15 protein-coding genes are annotated in these 17,265 nt (G+C 65.5%); 2 read left to right on the top strand and 13 right to left on the bottom strand.

What is annotated here, in order from left to right:
* Positions 1 to 28: 28 nt before the first annotated feature.
* The 13 genes from AWB70_RS11980 to AWB70_RS11920 all read right to left on the bottom strand — a co-directional run bounded on the left by AWB70_RS11980 (position 29) and on the right by AWB70_RS11920 (position 14,867).
* Positions 29 to 1,066: an XdhC family protein gene (locus tag AWB70_RS11980; RefSeq protein WP_053570105.1), complete on the bottom strand. Its 1,038-nt coding sequence runs from the start codon at positions 1,064 to 1,066 to the stop codon at positions 29 to 31.
* A 16-nt stretch (positions 1,067 to 1,082) separates the two neighbouring features.
* The gene (locus tag AWB70_RS11975; protein WP_053570106.1) at positions 1,083 to 2,441 is read right to left on the bottom strand and encodes an MFS transporter; all 1,359 of its coding nucleotides are present in this window, start codon (positions 2,439 to 2,441) and stop codon (positions 1,083 to 1,085) included.
* A gap of 109 nt (positions 2,442 to 2,550) precedes the next feature.
* The gene (locus tag AWB70_RS11970; protein ID WP_053570107.1) at positions 2,551 to 4,212 is read right to left on the bottom strand and encodes a UbiD family decarboxylase; all 1,662 of its coding nucleotides are present in this window, start codon (positions 4,210 to 4,212) and stop codon (positions 2,551 to 2,553) included.
* Positions 4,213 to 4,288: 76 nt separating this feature from the next.
* Complete coding sequence (locus tag AWB70_RS11965; protein WP_053570108.1) at positions 4,289 to 5,761, bottom strand: NAD-dependent succinate-semialdehyde dehydrogenase; 1,473 nt, start codon at positions 5,759 to 5,761, stop codon at positions 4,289 to 4,291.
* 71 nt (positions 5,762 to 5,832) lie between these two features.
* Positions 5,833 to 6,426, bottom strand: coding sequence for a UbiX family flavin prenyltransferase (locus AWB70_RS11960; protein ID WP_014193100.1), 594 nt, complete (start codon positions 6,424 to 6,426; stop codon positions 5,833 to 5,835).
* Positions 6,413 to 8,089 carry a UbiD family decarboxylase gene (locus tag AWB70_RS11955; protein WP_053570109.1) on the bottom strand — a complete coding sequence of 559 codons (1,677 nt, stop codon included), beginning with the start codon at positions 8,087 to 8,089 and terminating at the stop codon, positions 6,413 to 6,415. The genes AWB70_RS11960 and AWB70_RS11955 overlap by 14 nt, the downstream gene beginning before the upstream one ends.
* Before the next feature lie 73 nt (positions 8,090 to 8,162).
* Complete coding sequence (locus AWB70_RS11950; protein ID WP_053570110.1) at positions 8,163 to 8,891, bottom strand: enoyl-CoA hydratase/isomerase family protein; 729 nt, start codon at positions 8,889 to 8,891, stop codon at positions 8,163 to 8,165.
* Between the two features lie 59 nt (positions 8,892 to 8,950).
* Positions 8,951 to 11,317, bottom strand: a complete 2,367-nt coding sequence (locus tag AWB70_RS11945) for a xanthine dehydrogenase family protein molybdopterin-binding subunit (RefSeq protein WP_053570111.1) — start codon at positions 11,315 to 11,317, stop codon at positions 8,951 to 8,953.
* A 4-nt stretch (positions 11,318 to 11,321) separates the two neighbouring features.
* A complete protein-coding gene (locus AWB70_RS11940) occupies positions 11,322 to 11,834 on the bottom strand; it encodes a (2Fe-2S)-binding protein (RefSeq protein ID WP_041732877.1) in 513 nt (170 codons plus the stop codon).
* A 23-nt stretch (positions 11,835 to 11,857) separates the two neighbouring features.
* Positions 11,858 to 12,739 carry an FAD binding domain-containing protein gene (locus AWB70_RS11935; RefSeq protein WP_053570112.1) on the bottom strand — a complete coding sequence of 294 codons (882 nt, stop codon included), beginning with the start codon at positions 12,737 to 12,739 and terminating at the stop codon, positions 11,858 to 11,860.
* Between the two features lie 30 nt (positions 12,740 to 12,769).
* Positions 12,770 to 13,483, bottom strand: a complete 714-nt coding sequence (locus tag AWB70_RS11930; protein WP_075644278.1) for an SRPBCC family protein — start codon at positions 13,481 to 13,483, stop codon at positions 12,770 to 12,772.
* 77 nt (positions 13,484 to 13,560) lie between these two features.
* Positions 13,561 to 14,355: an alpha/beta fold hydrolase gene (locus AWB70_RS11925; protein ID WP_053570113.1), complete on the bottom strand. Its 795-nt coding sequence runs from the start codon at positions 14,353 to 14,355 to the stop codon at positions 13,561 to 13,563.
* A gap of 116 nt (positions 14,356 to 14,471) precedes the next feature.
* Positions 14,472 to 14,867, bottom strand: a complete 396-nt coding sequence (locus AWB70_RS11920) for a carboxymuconolactone decarboxylase family protein (protein WP_041732523.1) — start codon at positions 14,865 to 14,867, stop codon at positions 14,472 to 14,474.
* A 125-nt stretch (positions 14,868 to 14,992) separates the two neighbouring features.
* Between AWB70_RS11920 and AWB70_RS11915 the strand changes: the two genes are divergently transcribed.
* A complete protein-coding gene (locus tag AWB70_RS11915) occupies positions 14,993 to 15,706 on the top strand; it encodes a GntR family transcriptional regulator (protein WP_014193109.1) in 714 nt (237 codons plus the stop codon).
* Positions 15,707 to 15,950: 244 nt separating this feature from the next.
* Positions 15,951 to 17,249: an MFS transporter gene (locus tag AWB70_RS11910; RefSeq protein ID WP_053570114.1), complete on the top strand. Its 1,299-nt coding sequence runs from the start codon at positions 15,951 to 15,953 to the stop codon at positions 17,247 to 17,249.
* Positions 17,250 to 17,265 lie beyond the last annotated feature (16 nt).

Genomic DNA, 17,265 nt, shown 5'->3' with positions numbered 1-17,265 from the left:
GAAATTTACGTCACGATCGTGCGTAATTCTAACGAATACCGTCTGCGATGCAGGCGGTCTGTTCGTTCACGGCGATGTCGCGCGCAGCCTTCGCTTCGCCGGTTCGTAGCTCGTATGGTATGACTACGCCGTTCTTGGCCGCGGTCACTTCGGCGAGTATCGATATCGCAATCTCCGGCGGCGTGCGGCTGCCGATATAGATGCCCGCGGGCCCGCGCAACCGGCTCAGTTCTTCCTTGCTCAGATCAAAATACGATTCGAGCCGTTCGCGTCGAGCCATGTTGTTCCTGCGCGAGCCGAGCGCGCCGACGTAGAACGCAGGGGTTTTCAACGCTTCCATCAACGCGAGGTCGTCGAGCTTCGGATCGTGCGTCAGCGCGATCACGGCGGAGCGGTCATCGAGCTTCATGTCGAGCACGGTGTCGTCCGGCATGGTTCGCACGAGCGTCGTGCCGGGCACATGCCACGTATCGCTGTACTCCTCGCGCGGATCGCAGACGATGACTCTGTAGTCCAGCCCCAGCGCGATCTCGCACAGATAGCGCGAAAGCTGGCCCGCGCCGATCACGAGCATCCGGTAACGCGGGCCGTGAACTGTCCGCAAGCAGCGCCCATCGAAAACGACGCCTTCGGCCGACGAACCCGGTGTGAGTGTCACCGCGCCGCTCGTCATATCGAGCGAGCGCATGACCACCTCGCCGGCGATCACGCGGGCGCATAGATCGTCGATCCGGCTATCGGGCGTCACTGGCTCCAGAACCAGTTCGATCGTGCCGCCGCATGGCAAGCCGAAACGATGCGCTTCCTCCGCCGAAATCCCGTATTTGACGGCTTCCGGATGCGTCTGCTGAATGCCGAGCCGCCGCACGCGATCGATCAGATCGTCCTCGATGCAGCCGCCGGACACCGAGCCCGCGACCGAGCCGTCCTCGCAGATCGCCAGCATCGCGCCTTCAGGCCGTGGCGATGAGCCCCACGTCCTGACGACGGTGACGAGCAGCACGCGGCGTCCGCTTTCGAGCCAGCGGGCGCTGGCCTTGAGCACATCGAGATCGATGCTGTCCATGTCCGGAAGCTGCCCGCTAGTGCCGCGACAGCGCCGAGCGCGAGGACATCTCCCGCGCCACTTCCGGCGTGATTGTCCGGTTGAGCATGAAGCAGGCGACGCCCGCCGCCAGCAACGGCAGCGCACCGAGAAGGAAGATCGTGGCGATCGGCGTACCGATGGCGATGAGCACACCGGCGAGCAGCGGTCCGATGATCGCACCAATACGCGCCACCGCGAACGACGCGCCCGTCGCGGTCGAGCGGATGAAGGTCGGATAGATCATGCTCGAAATGGCGTTCAGGCCGATGTTGCCGCCCAGCACCAGCAGACCCGAAGCCAGCGACATCGCCATCGTGAGACTCGCGCCCGATCCGACGGCCAGCCCGAGGGCGGCGACGGGAAGGGCGCCGAAGATCATCGTCAGCGTCATCACCTGCACACCTTTCTTGTCGATCAGCCAGCCGAAGAAGAAGCTGAAGCCTGCGCCGAGCTGAAACAACGCCTGACTGCGGGCCGCATTGGCAAAGCCGATTTCGTCGGTCAATAAGGTCGTCATCCACTGCGACAGGAAGAAGTGCGTGACGAAAGAAAGGCCGAGCCCGAGCCAGAGGAAAGCGGTCATCGCGCCCCGGCCTTCGGTGAAGAGGTGCTTCACCGGCACGCCTGTGCGCACCTGTTCCTGAATCGTGAAACGCGTGTCGTCGGCGAATTGCGCGCCAGGCTTCAGCTTGCGGGCGTAGCGCAGGATACGGTCGCTCGTGGGATTGCGCAGCGCGAGATAGCGAATGGACTCGGGCAGACCGATGAACAGGATGATGCCCACCACCACCGCGCCCGCGCCACCCAGATAAAAGACCGAGCGCCAGCCATAGGCCGGAATGATCTCCGCCGCGAGCAGGCCGCCGCCGGACGAACCGGCCGTGTAGCCGAGATAGAGCAGGGTGATGATCAGCCCGCGATTCGCCGAGCGGGCGTAGTCCGTGATGAGCGAGACGGCCATCGGCATGCCGCCGCCGATGCCGAGCGCGGCGCAAAAACGCATGATCGACAGTTCGACCAGATTGTGGGCGAACGGCACGGCGAATGTGAAGCCGCCGAAGACCACGGTGGCGAGCAGGATGGCGCGCCGCCGCCCGATGCGGTCGGCCAGCATGGCGAAGAGGACCGACCCCGCCATCCAGCCGACGATGCTGATGTTGAACACGGGCGTCATCAGCGCCCGGCTGATGCCCATTTCCTTGATGATGCCGGGCGCGGCGTAATTCAATGCCTGATTGTCGAAACCGTCCGCCAGCATGACGAGGGCGCACAGGATGAACAGGCTCGCGGTGAACCAGCTACGCTCCTGCGTCTCGACGACTTGGGCGATATCGACGGTATGTGATTGGGTCATGGCGTCTCCGAATGTCTTTTCTCTGGCAGCCTGGGCAGCACCCGACCGTGTGTCGCTCGCCGAACCTGTCCGGAAGCGACAATCGCTCGGGTGCGATTGCCGAAGGCGCTTATTCGCCGTGACTGCCCGACGCTTCGCGCACCGGCGTTTCCGGCTTCACGCCGCCGCGCCGGTTGGCCCAGGTGCGCTCGCCGGTTTCGCGCCAGCCGCCCGAGGTGGCCGCCTCCGCGTATTCATCCCAGCGCTTGTCCCAGTCGCCCAGGTGATAGCCATGCCACGGCGGCTGCGGCGTGAGACCCGGAAGCTGCAGCTCTTCCCAGATCTTGCGTGCGGCGCTCATGTACGGCTCGGTCGGCAGCGCGAGCGGCGGCATGGCGTGCTTGAGCGTCGCGTCGATGAGAAGCGTGCTTTCGAGCGGCGCGCGGCCGGACTTGGGCCCGTGGCCGCTCGTGCGATACGGCGTCACGTGCAGGTCGTGCGTGAAATCGGAGCGATACGCGAGCGACCAGAAAATCGCATCGGCGTTTTCCGGATTGATGTCTTCGGACACCGCGATGACCAGCTTGCCGCACTGCGCCTGCAGCGTCGCCGCACCCTGCAGGCCGCGCCACACTTCCGCCTGCTGCGTGCCGCGTGCGAACTGGAGGAAGATCACCTTGCGCAGGTTGGTCAGCGGCTCGTGCATCACCACGCGCTTGATGCCGCGCACGCCCATCACTTTGCTCAGGTGTTCGAAGTACAACGGCTCGTAGGCCACTTTCTTCAGCACCGAGCTTTCGCTGGGCGTCACCTGGCTGATGATCGAAACGAAGACGGGCTTCTTCTTCATCGTGATCGCGGTGACGTGCATCGACATGTTGTAGTCTTCGAGCGCGATGTGGCCGTGGCTCTCGCCGAACGGTCCTTCGGGTTCGAGCGCATCGGTGTCGATCAGGCCTTCGATGACGATTTCGGCGTCGGCGGGCACGACGAGATCGATGGTCTTGCAGCGCACCACATCGACCGGCGCGCGCATCAGCCCGCCCGCGACGGCCATTTCGTCCTGATCGATCTGCAGCTTCTGCGGCCCGGTGAAGAGCACGGCGGGCGCGCAGCCCAGCACGATGGCGCAGGGCATCTGTTCACCTTTCGCGCGATACTTTTCCCAATGGAGATAGCCGCCCGCGCCCGAAAGACGGCTCGCCATGCGCACGCCGAGCCGGTTTTCCGACTTCAGCGCGGCGCGGTACGTGCCCATGTTCTGCACGCCGTTCTCGGGGTCCTTGGTCACGCAAAGCGTCGCGGTCAGATAGGGCGCCGCGTCGAAGCCGGGCGTGGAGACCGGCACCGGCAGCCGCGACAGACCTTTTTCCTTCAGCGCGTCGCCGCTGATCACCACTTCCTGACAGGGCGCGCGCTCGACCATCACGGGGGGAACCGGCTCGGCGATCGCACCGGTCCACGCACGGCCGATCTGCTCGACCGGCAAGCCGAGACCGGTCGCGTAGATTTCCGGCGATGCCGCGAGGCCGCCGATCAGCACCGGAATGTCATAGCGATGACCGTCGCCGTCGACCACGTTGGTGAACAGAAACGCGCGGCGCTGATCTTCGTGCAGCCCGCCCTGAAACTGCCAGCGCGCGAGCGGATGCAGCTCCGTGTCCTTGTTGATCGGGCGATCGATACGCGTCAGCAAACCCTTGGCTTCCAGGCGCGCGATGTGTTCCTGCAAGTCGCGCGGGGCGCCTTCGGCGGCGGTCGCTGGCGAAATGTCGCGAGGCGAAGATGACATGCTTTCTCCTTCGTGTGAGACCCGGCGAACGGGGTCGTCACGGTGATTGTTGAATTCGTGTCGATGCGAGGGGCGCTCAGAGGCCGCCCATGCACAGGTATTTGAGTTCGAGGTATTCCTCGATGCCGTATTTCGAGCCTTCGCGGCCGAGCCCCGACTGCTTGACACCGCCGAAGGGCGCGACTTCGTTCGAGATCAGGCCGGTGTTGATCCCGACCATGCCGTATTCGAGCGCCTCCGACACGCGCCAGATCCGCCCGATGTCGCGGCTGTAGAAGTACGCCGCCAGCCCGAACTCGGTGGCGTTCGCCGCGTCGATGGCCTCGCGTTCATCGCGAAAACGAAAGAGCGGGGCGACCGGGCCGAAGGTTTCCTCGGTCGCGAAGCGCATCGATGCCGTGACGCCGTCGATCACGGTCGGCTCGAAAAAGAGCTTTCCGGCCGCATGACGCTTGCCGCCGGCGATCACGCGCGCGCCGTGCGCGAGCGCGTCCGCGATATGCGCTTCGACTTTCCCGACGGCCGCCTCGTTGATGAGCGGGCCCTGCGTGACGCCGTTCTCGAAGCCGTTGCCCACCTTGATACGGCTCACCGCCGCCGCGAATTTGTCGGCGAAGGCGTCGTACACGCCGTCCTGCACGTAGAAGCGGTTCGTGCAGACGCAGGTTTGCCCGGCGTTCCGATACTTCGAGGCGAGCGCGCCTTCGACCGCGGCGTCGAGATCGGCGTCGTCGAAGACGATGAACGGCGCGTTGCCGCCCAGTTCGAGCGAGAGCTTCTTGACCGTCGGCGCGCACTGGCTCATCAGCAGGCGGCCGACCGGCGTCGAGCCCGTAAACGACAGCTTGCGCACGATCGGGTTGCCGGTCATCTCCGCGCCGATCTCGCGCGGATCGCCGACGACCACGCTGAACACGCCCGCCGGCACGCCCGCGCGATGCGCGAGTTCGGCCAGCGCGAGCGCCGAGAGCGGCGTGGCCTCGGCCGGCTTGACGATCATCGCGCAACCGGCGGCGAGCGCGGGCGCAGCCTTGCGGGTGATCATCGCGGCCGGGAAATTCCACGGCGTGATCGCGGCGCAGACGCCGATCGGCTCCTTCGTCACCAGCAGCCGCTTGTCGGCGGCGGGCGAGGCGAGCACGTCGCCGTCGATACGCTTGGCCTGCTCGGCGAACCATTCGATGAACGATGCCGCGTAGCCGATCTCGCCTTTCGCTTCCGCGAACGGCTTGCCTTGCTCGGCCGACATGATGATCGCGAGGTCGTCGGTGTTGGCGACCATCAGCGCGTGCCAGCGCTTGAGGATCGACGCGCGCTGCGCGCCGGTTTGCGCGCGCCACTCACGCTGCGCGCGTTCGCCGGCTTCGATCGCGCGGCGCGTCTCGATGCCGGTCATGAGCGGAACATCGGCGATGGTCTCGCCGGTGGCGGGATCGTCGACGGCGAACGTGCGGGCGTCGTCGGCCGCGCACCACGCGCCGTCGATATAGGCGAGCGTGCGCAACAGGCTCGGATCGGCGAGCCGGGAAAGCGGATTGGATTCGGTCATGGTCATCGCAATGGGGCGGCTGCCGCCGGACGCGGCGGGCCAGTGATGGTGATGAAGGCGAGGCGGCTCGTTTAGTCCGCTTCCTGCTGCTCTTTCCAGCGCTTGACCACGCCGCTTTCGATATCGAACAGGTCGAGCATGCGGCCGACCGTGTGATTCACGATGTCGTCGATCGTCTTCGGCTTCGAATAGAAAGCCGGCACGATCGGCGCGATGACCGCGCCCATGTCGGAGAGCTGGACGAGCGTGCGCAGATGGCCGCCATGCAGCGGCGTCTCGCGCACGCCGAGCACGAGACGCCGGCGCTCTTTCAGGACGACATCGGCGGCGCGGCTCACGAGCGAACTCGTGATGCCGGTGGCGATCTCGCTCATCGAACGCACGGAGCACGGCACGATCAGCATGCCTTTCGTCTTGAACGAGCCCGATGAAATGGCCGCGCCGATATCGCCCGCCGCATACCACTTCGACGCGCGCGCGCGCAGATCGGCTGCGCGGATATCGGTTTCGTAGGTCATCGTCAGCTCGGCGGCCTTGCTGATCACGAGATGCGTCTCGACGCCCGCCTCGGCGAGCAGTTCGAGCGCGCGAATCCCGTAGATCACGCCGGACGCGCCCGTGATGCCGACGATGATCCGTTCCGGAGTGCCGTTATTGGTTGCCACGATCGTCCTCGAAAGTACGCGCCGGAGAATTCGGCTCGATGCCGCTGCTGTGGCGGCGCTGCCGCGCCTGATACGACGCATCGCGTTGCATCCATTCGCCGCGCGTCGCCTGCTCGGCGTTGCGGTCCCATTCCTCGGTCCAGTCGCCGAGCGAATAGCCGTACCACGGCGACTCGGGCTTGAGCGCCGGCAAGCCGAGACGTTCCCAGAGCTGCTTCGCGTTCTCCATGTACTCTTTCTTCGGCAGCGCGAGCGGCGGCATCGGCGCTTTCATGGTCGCGTCGATGAGCATGGCCGAATCGAGGCCCGTATCGTGGTCCGAGCGCGGGCCGTGGCCGTGCTCGCGGTACGAGATCAGCTTCACGTCCTCGACCGGATTGCAGCGATAGCCCATTGCCCAGAACACGGCGTCGGCGTTGTTCGGATCGATGTCGTCGTCCACCGCGATCACGAACTTGCCGATGGCCGCCTGCAGCGACATCGTGCCGTACAGCGCGCGCCAGATTTCCGTCTTCTTCGAGCCGCGCTCAAATTGCAGGAACACGAAGCGGCGCAGGTTCGTCAGCGGCTCGTGCAGGAACACCTTCTTGATGCCGCGAATGCCGAGATGGTCGCGCAGATGGCGCAGGAACATCGGTTCGTAGGCGAGCCGCTTGATGACGCTCGATTCCGAGGGCGTGACCTGCGAAATGATCGACGTCAGCACGGCGTCCTTGCGGCGCGTGATCGCGGTCACTTCGATCACGAGATTGAAGTCTTCCAGCGCGACGTAGCCGTGGCTTTCGCCGAAGGGACCTTCCGGTTCGAGATACGTCGGATCGACATAACCTTCGACGACGACTTCCGCTTCGGCGGGCACCATCAGATCGACGGTGCGGCCCTTGACGATGCGGATCGGCTCACCGGCGAGACCGCCCGCGACGCTCAGTTCATCGACATTCGGACGCAGCTTTTGCGGACCCTGGAACGCGACGACCGGCGGCGCGCCGAGCACGATCGCGACGGGCATCTTCTCGCCCTTCGCCGCGTACTTGCGCCAGTGGTCGAGACCGCCCGCGCGCAGGTTGACCAGCATCATCATGCCCAGACGCGTTGCCGATTTCAGATGGCCGCGATACGTGCCCATGTTCTGCACGCCGGTTTCCGGATCGCGCGAGATCACGCCCGTCATCGTCATGTAGGGCGCGGCGTCGAAGCCTGGCGTGGAGATCGGCAGCGGCAGCGATTCGAGGCCGTTGCCCGGACCTTCGAGGTCTTTTCCTTCGATCACGATATCGTGCACCGGGCCGCTTTCGACGACGACCGGCGGCACCGGGTTGTCGATCGCGCGGTTCCACGCGTCGCCGATGTCGTCGAGCGAGGCCACGTTCATGCCGATGCGGTAAATCTCCGGATTCGCCGCGATGCCGCCGACGATCACCGGAATGTCGTACTTGCGCCCCTTGCTGTCGACGATATTCGTGAAAAGAAACGCCTTGCGCTCCGCTTCCGGAATGCCGCCGCGAAACTGCCATCGCACGAGCGGATGCATTTCGGTGTCTTTATTGACCGGCTCGTCGATTCGATACAGCAGGCCCGCCGCTTCGAGCCGCGCGATGTGTTCGTGCAGGTCCGCGTAACCCGTGGTCGCGGACGCCGTGGAAGTGGTGTCTTGATCAGCCATGACTGGAATTCCCGTGACGCGCCGCGTTGCGCGGCGCCCTTGTTGCTTGAGAGGAGAGGGGTGACGCGATGTTTCAGCGGCGCATCGACGTCATCGCGTTCGCGAGCGACGCGCCGGCCACTTCGCTTGCGAGCGAGAAGTCGGGAATCGTGATTTCGCGGAAATACGTCTTCAGCGTCGCAATGGCGATGCGGTCGCGCGTGCAGATCGACGCGACCATGGCGTCGGCGCGCGCGCTCAAGTCCGTGCCCGGCACGACTTCCGCGACAATGCCCCATTCGCGCGCATTCGCGGCGTCGATGGTCTCGGTCAGATAGACCAGATGCGCGGACGCCTTCGGCGGCACCTTGTGGCGCAGCACGGACAAGACGAGCGTCGGCGGCAGGTTCTTTTGCAACTCGGGCAGGCTGAAGCGCGCGGTATCCGATGCGACGGCCATATCGCACGCGGTGACGAGCGCGCAGCCGAAGCCTTCGGCATCGCCTTGCACTTCGGCGATGAGCGGCACTTCGCTTTCGTGCATCGCGCGATAGACATCGAGAATCGGATCGGCGACGTTGCGGCGGAATTGCGCGGACGTCGGCGGCGTGGCGGGCGGCGCGCTGACCGCGCGGCCACGGCAGAACGCCGGGCCCGACGCGCGGAGGCGGATGATCTTCACTTCGGGATCGCGGCCGGCCTTGCGGATTTCAGCGGCGACCGCGCGCATCGCGTCGAGCGTCAGCGTGTTGCCGAGGTCCGGCTGGTTCAGGGTGATCCGGTATTCGGATTCGTGGAGCGCTGCGTTGAATTCGGTCGTCATGGCGTAGGCATACAGTCAATGAAAACAGGGAATCGGCACTTCTGGTGAGCGAGCGCCGGTCAGCGAGCGTAGGCGCCGGCCTCCTTGAGCTTCTGGAACACGCGTTGCGGAACGAGCGGCGCTTCCGTGAACTCGACGCCGTATTCCGAGAGCGCGTCCTCGATCGCCGCGACGATCGCGGCCGCGGCCGGAATCGTGCCGCCTTCGCCCGCGCCCTTGACGCCGAGCGGGTTCAGCGGCGACGGCGTTTCCAGGTGCACGATGTCGATGTTCGGCACGTCGGTCGCCATGGGCAGCAGGTATTCGCCGAAGTTCGTCGTGGTCGGCTGCGCGTTCTCGTCGTACTGCATCCATTCGAGCGTCGCGTTGCCGATACCGTGCGCCACCGAGCCGATCACCTGGCCATCGACGATCAGCGGGTTGATGAGCTTGCCCGAGTCGTGCGCCATCACATAGTTGAGGATCGTGATGTGGCCGGTTTCCCGATCCACTTCCAGCTCCACGACCGCAGTGCCGTTGCAATACGTCGACTGCGCGGGCGAGAAGTATTTCGTCTCTTCGAGCCCGGCGGTGAGGCCCTTGGGCATGGTGAAGCCCGGCATGCCCTGCGAAATCTTCGCGAGCTGGCCATAGCTCATGCGCTGTTCGATGCCCGCACGGCGCGCCACGTGTCCTTCGACGAGCAGGAGTTCTTCCGGCTCGCACTTCCACAGATGCGCGGCGAGCGTGAGCATTTTTTCGCCGACGGCCTGCGCGGCAATGTAGACCGAGTTCCCGGCATTCACCGTGACGCGGCTCGCGAAGGTTCCGACGCCCATCGAGATGCCGCCCGTGTCGCCGGTAATGACGTCGATGGTTTCGAGCGGCACGTTCAGTTGCTCGGCGCAGATCTGCGCGAAGGTCGTCTTGTGGCCCTGGCCCTGCGGTGACGCGCCCGTGATGACTGCGATGCGGCCGTTCGCCTGCACGCGCACCGTCGCGCCTTCGAACGGCCCCATGCCCGTGCCTTCGACGAAGCTCGCCATGCCGATGCCGACGAAGCGTCCCTGACGGCGCGCTTCAGCCTTGCGCTCGGCGAAGCCCGCGTAATTCGCGCGTTCGAGCGCCGCCTTCTGGGTCGCCGGATAGTCGCCGCTGTCGTAGCGCAGCGGGCTGCCGTCGCGATAGATGAAGCCCGCGTCGTACGGCATCTGCTCCGGCTGGATCAGGTTGCGCCAGCGCAATTCCGCGCGGTCCATGCCGAGCGTGCGCGCGGCCTTGTCGAGAATCCGCTCCATCGCGAACACGGCTTGCGGACGGCCAGCGCCGCGCACCGGCGAGGTCGCGCACTTGTTCGTGTAGACGACGTCGAGCTTGGCGCCCATCGCCGGGATCACGTAGGGGCCGGGCGTCGTCGTGATCGAAATGTACGGCGTGATGATGCCCCACGGCAGAAACGCGCCGTTGTCGTGAACCATCTCGAGTTTCACGCCGCGAATCTTGCCGTCGCTTTCCAGCGCCATGCGCACGGTCCACCACTGATCGCGCTCCTGCGTGACCGCGAGAAAGTGCTCGCGCCGGTCCTCGATCCACTTGACGGGACGCTTGAGCGCGACCGCCGCGATCGCAACGAGCGCTTCTTCCGGATAGAACGGCAGCTTCGGGCCGAAGCCGCCGCCGACGTCGTTCATCAGCACGCGCAGCTTTTCCGCGTCCCATTCGAGCAGCTCGACGAGATTCTTCTTCTCGTGATGCGGCGCCTGGCCCGACGACCAGACGGTCAGCTCGCCGTTGGCCGCGTGATATTCGGCGAGATAGCCGCGCGTTTCCATCGGATGCGCGGAGCCGCGGTTCTGCCAGTACGTTTCCTCGACCACATGCGGCGCGCCGTCGAAGGCCGCGTCGATGTCGCCGAAACCCATCTCGATATGGGCGACGATGTTGTCCTTCGCTTCGGTGTGGCACAGCGGCGACTCGGGGCGCAGTCCGTCGCGGCAATCGGCGACGGCGGGCAGGGTGTCGTACTCGACTTCGATCAGACCGCACGCATCTTCGGCGATGTAACGGTTGTCCGCGACGACGAACGCCACCGCTTCGCCCGCGAACGTGACTTCGGTCGAGGCGAGCAGTTCCTGGGTGCGCTCGAAGCGGATCGCCGGATTCGGCAGCATCGAGGGCGCGCGGCCGCGTGCGCGCCCGCTCAGGTCCGCGTGCGTGTAGACGGCATGCACGCCCTTCAGTTCGCGCGCGGCCGCGCAGTCGATCGAGACGATTTTCGCGTGCGCATGCGGGCTGCGCAGCACGGCGGCCTGCAGCATGTTCGGCAGATGCACGTCGTCGACGTACGAGCCTTGGCCTTGCAGCAGCTTCTTGTCCTCGGTGCGCATCACGCGCTTGCCGATGTAGCGCTGGTCGGTGGGCGCGCCTTTCAGATCATCGATTTCCATCGTGTTACTCCGTCGCGTAAGTCGCCGGTGCGGCGGCGCGCTGATCGCGGATGCGCTGCGCGGCGAGCAGGGCCGCGGCCACGATCGGCTGATAGCCCGTGCAGCGGCACAAGTTGCCCGTGATCGCTTCGCGGATGTCGGCTTCGCTCGGCGAATCCGTTTCGTTCAGCAGTTCGGTCAGCGTCATCAGCATGCCGGGCGTGCAGAAGCCGCATTGGAGCGCGTGCGTTTCGGTGAAGGCTTTTTGCAGTTCGTTGAGCGTGCCGTCCGCGTGGGCGAGCCCTTCGACGGTGGTGAGCGTGCGGCCGTTCACTTGCGCGGCGAGCGTGAGGCAGGCGCGCGCGGTGCGGCCTTCGATCAGCACGGTGCAGGCGCCGCACACGCCGTGTTCGCAGCCGTAGTGCGTGCCGGTGAGTTCGAGGTCGTGACGCAGGAAGTCACCGAGCATGCGGCGCGATTCGACTTCGCGCTCGTAAGCGGTGCCGTTGACGACGACTCTGACGGTACGAGTCTCCATGTCCATCTCCTTAGTCACTCTTTTTACGATTGTCTTGCGACGCGCGAGAACGCCCGTTTCAGCGCTCTTTCGGTCAGGACGCCGGCGAGATGCTGGCGGTAGTCGGTGCTCACATGCGCGTCGGTCATGACGTCGAGCGCGCGGGCGGCGTCGCTCGCGACGGTGAGCGCGTCTTCGTTCATCGGACGGCCGTGCAGCGCGCTTTCGACGTCGTGCATGCGCACGGGGCCGGGCGCGACGCCGCAGATCGTCAGCGAAAGGCGGTCGATGTTCCCGCGCGCATCGGCGGTGCAGAGCGCCGCGACGCCGACGATGGCGTAATCGCCATGACGCCGCGCGAATTCTTCGAACGCGTAGCCGTGGCCTTCGGGCCAGATGTCGAGCGAGATGCCGGCGAGCAGTTCGCCTTCTTCGAGCGCGGGCGTCATGTACATCAGCGCCCAGTCGGCCATCGGCAGTTCGCGATGGGTGACTGCGCCGTCTTCGTAGCGCGCGATCGTCAGCACGCCGTCGAGCGCCGCGGTGAAGCACGGCTGCTCGGACGACGGATCGAGCTGGCACAGGCTGCCGCCGAGCGTGCCGCGATTGCGGATCTGCTTGTGGCTCACGAGCTGATACGCCTCGCGGATCAGCGGCGCGCGCTGGGTGACGAGCGGCGACAGTTCGATGTCGCGCTGCCGCGCCATCGCGCCGATATGCAGGCGGCCATTGCGCTCCTCGATGCGCGTCAGGGCCTCGACGCCGTTCAGGTCGATCAGATGACTCGTCATCAGATAACGGAAGTTCATCATCGGCATCAACGACTGGCCGCCGGCGAGCACGCGCGCGTCTTCGAGCGTGCCGAGCAATTGCGCGGCTTCGTCGACGGTGGTCGGCGCGTGATACTGAAATTCACTGGGTTTCATGGGTGCTCCACGGATGCGACGGCCGCTTCGTCAATGCTGTTGCCCGGGCCGGAAAATCCGGGCGAAGAAGTTTCGGATCGACTGCCACATCGCCTTGCGCATCAGCGCGCCGGCATCGAGCGGCGCGACCGGCGCGGGGGCGGGCGGCACGCGGCGCGGCTCGGCGGGCGGCACCGGCGCGGACGTTCCGGCTGCGTTGTGCGGTGCGGCGGATGCCGCGGCGGCGTTCGGGGCATCGGCGCCGACGAGCGTGTGCGTCGGCGGTTCGGCGGCGTGCGCCGCATCCGCTTCGATGAGCGCGGTCAGATTCTTGGCGAACTGGTTGAGCAATTGCTGCGAGAGCGCTTCGATCATCCCCGCGCCGCGGCCATACTGCGCGACCGTGCCCGAGAGATTGACCTCCGAGACGACGTCGACTTTCGTCTTGCCACCGCCGGCTTCGGAGACGGCGGCGTTGATCTGCGCATCGGCGCCGCCGCGGCCTTTGGTATCGGTGCCGCTCGCCGACACGACGACCGTGCGGTTGGCGTCGTTCTGATCGGCGATCTTGAATTTGCCCGCGAACTTCAGCGTGAGCGGACCGAGCTTGACGGTGAAGCCGCCCTTGTAGCTGCCGTCGGGCTGCTGTTCCTTGAGCTCCGCGCCCGGAAAGCACGGCGCGGAACGCTCGATGTCGGTCATCGTCTTCCAGACGTCGGCGGGTTGCGCATCGACGGTGAACGACGAACGGATGGTGATTGCCATGCTGCCTCCTCGGAGCGGCCGCCCCAGGCGGGCGTCGCTCCACTTATTGAGTTGATACTGAGCCGCGCGGCTCGGTCTTACTGCGCGATGTCCGTCAGGAACCCGTCGAACACGGGCGCAAAGGCCTCGCGCATGTCGAACGCGCCGAAATGCGCCGCGCCCGGGATCACGGCGAAGCGGCCTGCGGGCAGCGCGTCGGCGATTTTTTGCGATACCGCCGGCGGAATGCTCGCGTCGGCGTCGCCGGCCACGACGAGCGCGGGCGTGCCCACGTCGCGCAACTCGGCGAGATTGTCGAGGCGGGAAATCGCTTCCCAGTTTGCGCTCCAGCTGAACCAGTCGTCGGCAGCGAGGCGCGCGCGGCATTTCGCGACGAGATCGGGGCGCGGCGTGTCCGTCGCGAACCAGCGCGCGAGGGTGTCGTCGATGACTTCCGACATCGCGCCCTCACGGCTCGTGTCGCCGCGCGCTCGAATGCGCGGACGAACGTCGTCGGGGAAACCGCCGGCCGTCGCGCAGAGAATCATCGCGCCGACGAGATCGGGGAACTGGATCGCCACGCGCTGAGCGACCATGCCGCCCATCGAAACGCCGATCAGCGTGGCGCCGGCGATGCGCTCCTTGTGCAGCACGGCGGCGACGTCGGCGGCATGATCGGCGAGCGTGATCGTCGAGGTGACCGCGCTCGAGTCGCCGTGACCGCGCATGTCGATGGCGAGCACGTCATACGACGCGGCCCAGGTTTCGAGATATTCGTCCCACCAGCTTCGATCGACGCCAATCGGATGAAGCAGCACCAGCGGTCGGCCCGTCCCGCGCCGCGAGTACGCGATACGGCCGGCTGGAATTTCGCAGTAACTTAACTGTGACATGACATGTGCGGGGAAAGCGGGGAAGACGTGCGCGCCCGACGATCGAACGCGCGAAACGGCAACGACGCGCGGGCGCTGGCCCGCGAGCCACCGGCGCGGGACATGCCCGGCGCCGCTCAGGCGGCCTTTGCCCTGAGTTCCAGAATGACCGCCTTCGCGCGGCGCAGCGCTTCCGCCGCGACCGGAATGCCCGCGTACACGCCTGCCTGCAGCAGCACTTCGGCGATTTCCTCTTCGGTCACGCCGTTGTTCACCGCGCCGCGCGTATGCACTTCGAATTCGTGCCAGCGGCCGAGCGAGGCGAGCATCGCGAGGTTCAGCATGCTGCGCGTCGAGCGCGTGAGGCCGGGGCGGTTCCAGACGTTGCCCCAGCAGAAATCCTCGGTGAATTCCAGAAACACGGCGTCGAACAAGTGAGGCTCGGCGTTGCGCTGAGTGTGCGCCGTGCCGAGCACTTCCTTGCGGATCGTTGCCCCGATAGCCCTGCGTTCAGATGACGTGATGTCTTGCATGAAAACCTCTTGGGTGCAGTGGTTTGGACGGTTGTACGATTGTATAATCGCAGACAGTATGAACACGCGCCGAGGCCGTGTCAATATGATTGTATTACGACCTTTGAATAAGAGAGGGTGCTCGAATGTCAGATACGCCAACGTCGGTCAAGGACGGAGTGGGTACGAACAGGCAAGTTGTGCGACCGGCGGCCACGTTGCGGCAGCAGGTCATCGAAGGGTTGCGCTCCTGCATCAGCGACATGACGTTCAAGCCGGGCGACCGGCTTATCGAGCGTGAACTCTGCGAAATGCTGGGCGTGAGCCGCACGCTGATTCGCGAGGCGCTGAGCCAGCTGGTGGCCGAAGGGCTGGTGCAGACGATTCCGCACAAAGGCCCGATCGTCGCCGTCATCACGAAGAACGAAGCGAAGGGGCTATATGAAGTGCGCGCCGCGCTGGAGGCGCTGGCCGGGCATCAGTTCACGGAGCGGGCGTCGAACGATCAGCGCGTCGCGCTGATGCAGGCGCTGAAGGAACTCGCCGCCCTGCGGAACATGACGTCCGACGACGGCATCCTGTTGTTTCTCAAACAGAAAGCCAAGTTTTACGACGTGATTCTCGAAGGCGCGGGCAATCCGGTGCTGACCGAAATGCTTCGCCTCGTGCACACGCGCGTGATGATGCTGCGCGCCACGACGCTTTCGCAGGAAGGCCGCCTCGCCGAGAGTTACAACGAGATATCGGCGATCGTCGACGCGGTCATGCGCAACGACGCCGATCAGGCCGCCGCGGCCTGCAAGCGGCATGTCCAGCAAGCCGAGCGTCTCGCCGTCGAAGTCCTCGCAGACATCAACTGATTCACTCTTCTGCCCGCCCCGATGTGCGCCGCGCATCGGGGCGGCTGTCTCGTCTTCCCCCGGTTTTTCTCCCTTCGCGCAGCTTTCGGCCATTCAAGGCGATATCAATCGCGCCGACAATATTCCGTATTGCAATCACATTGTATTACGGCATATACTCCGGGCAACGCATCGCTGTGTGCCGAAAAGGCCGCACCATGTGCGTCCGGTCGTTAAAACGATAGAAGACCAGGAGACAGCAGGGATGGACACTTCGCAGGAGGTTGGCGAGCGTGTGGCGGCATCGGCCGCGGCGCCGACATTCCGGCTATCGCGCTATCAGTGGCTGACGCTGATTTCCGCGTTCCTCGGCTGGATGTTCGATTCGATGGACCTGAATCTCTTCACGCTCGTACTCGTGCCGAGCGTGAGCCAGCTGATGCACACCACGGACGCCGCGCAGATCAGCAAGATCGGCAGTTACATCATCGCCGGCAAGCTGCTGACGTGGGGCATCGGCGGCGTGTTGTTCGGCGTGGCCGCCGACCGGCTCGGCCGCTCGCGCGTCATGGCGTGGACCATCCTGATCTATGCCACGTTCACGCTGCTGAGCGCCTTCGCGCAGACCTGGACGCAGCTCGCGGCCGCGCAGGCCATGGCCGGCTTCGGCATTGGCGGGGAATGGGCGGCCGGCGCCGCGCTCGTCGCTGAGTCGTGGCCGGAGCGGTATCGCGCCCGCGCCATGCAGATCATGCAGATGGCCTTCGCGTTCGGATTTCTCGCCGCGGCGCTCGACAATCTGCTGCTCGGCAGCCTGGGCTGGCGCTGGGTGCTCGGCATGGGCGCGGCGCCCGCGCTCGTCACGATTCTCATCCGGTTCTTCGTGCCGGAGCCGCAGCGCTGGGTCAAGGTGCGGGCAAGCGTGGACGCCGAACCAGCCATGCGGACCTTCGCCGCGATCTTCGCGCCGGGCCTGCGCCGCAAGACGATCGTGGGCGTGCTCGTCGCGTCGGCGGCGATGCTGGGCTGCTGGGGCGGACTCACGTTTCTTCCGAGCTGGATTCATCAGTTGTCGGCGGCGGCGTCGGGTCAGCGCGACGTCGGCTCGACGGTGAGCTACGCCTTCATCCTGATGATGATCGGCGCCACGCTCGGCTATCTCACGCTCATCTGGATGCTCGACGCGCTCGGGCGGCGGATGTCGTACTTCATCTTTTCGGTCGGTTCGCTCGCCATTTCGCTCGTGCTGTTCATGACGGTGCACGACATCGGCGGCGTGCTGTGGCTGATGCCTCTGTACGGCTACTTCGTGATCGGCGCGTTCGGCACCTTCGCCGCCTATTTGCCCGAGCTTTTTCCGACGCGCGTTCGCGCGACCGGCCAGGGCTTCTGCTGGAACATGGCGCGCGCGCTGACCAGCATCGGACCGCTTGCCGGCAATGTGGTGGTCGCGAAGTTCGGCTCGTTCCCGGCGGCGTCGGCGGCGGTCTCGCTGCTGTTCGTCGTCGGAATGGTGTCGATCTGGCTCGGTCCCGAAACCAAGGGCGTTCCGCTCGACGACTGATTCGCCTCAATCCAAT

This window comes from Caballeronia cordobensis, from assembly GCF_001544575.2.
Lineage (GTDB): Bacteria > Pseudomonadota > Gammaproteobacteria > Burkholderiales > Burkholderiaceae > Caballeronia > Caballeronia cordobensis.
The sequence above is the reverse complement of the archived record's forward strand: the minus strand, read 5'-3'. Positions and strand labels throughout refer to the sequence as shown.

Excerpts from the sequence above, each read along its gene's own strand:
- AWB70_RS11980 (WP_053570105.1), bottom strand. The coding sequence starts at position 1,066 with ATGGACAGCATCGATCTCGATGTGCTCAAGGCCAGCGCCCGCTGGCTC.
- AWB70_RS11975 (WP_053570106.1), bottom strand. The coding sequence starts at position 2,441 with ATGACCCAATCACATACCGTCGATATCGCCCAAGTCGTCGAGACGCAG.
- AWB70_RS11970 (WP_053570107.1), bottom strand. The coding sequence starts at position 4,212 with ATGTCATCTTCGCCTCGCGACATTTCGCCAGCGACCGCCGCCGAAGGC.
- AWB70_RS11965 (WP_053570108.1), bottom strand. The coding sequence starts at position 5,761 with ATGACCGAATCCAATCCGCTTTCCCGGCTCGCCGATCCGAGCCTGTTG.
- AWB70_RS11955 (WP_053570109.1), bottom strand. The coding sequence starts at position 8,089 with ATGGCTGATCAAGACACCACTTCCACGGCGTCCGCGACCACGGGTTAC.
- AWB70_RS11950 (WP_053570110.1), bottom strand. The coding sequence starts at position 8,891 with ATGACGACCGAATTCAACGCAGCGCTCCACGAATCCGAATACCGGATC.
- AWB70_RS11945 (WP_053570111.1), bottom strand. The coding sequence starts at position 11,317 with ATGGAAATCGATGATCTGAAAGGCGCGCCCACCGACCAGCGCTACATC.
- AWB70_RS11940 (WP_041732877.1), bottom strand. The coding sequence starts at position 11,834 with ATGGAGACTCGTACCGTCAGAGTCGTCGTCAACGGCACCGCTTACGAG.
- AWB70_RS11935 (WP_053570112.1), bottom strand. The coding sequence starts at position 12,739 with ATGAAACCCAGTGAATTTCAGTATCACGCGCCGACCACCGTCGACGAA.
- AWB70_RS11930 (WP_075644278.1), bottom strand. The coding sequence starts at position 13,483 with ATGGCAATCACCATCCGTTCGTCGTTCACCGTCGATGCGCAACCCGCC.
- AWB70_RS11925 (WP_053570113.1), bottom strand. The coding sequence starts at position 14,355 with ATGTCACAGTTAAGTTACTGCGAAATTCCAGCCGGCCGTATCGCGTAC.
- AWB70_RS11920 (WP_041732523.1), bottom strand. The coding sequence starts at position 14,867 with ATGCAAGACATCACGTCATCTGAACGCAGGGCTATCGGGGCAACGATC.
- AWB70_RS11915 (WP_014193109.1), top strand. The coding sequence starts at position 14,993 with ATGTCAGATACGCCAACGTCGGTCAAGGACGGAGTGGGTACGAACAGG.
- AWB70_RS11910 (WP_053570114.1), top strand. The coding sequence starts at position 15,951 with ATGGACACTTCGCAGGAGGTTGGCGAGCGTGTGGCGGCATCGGCCGCG.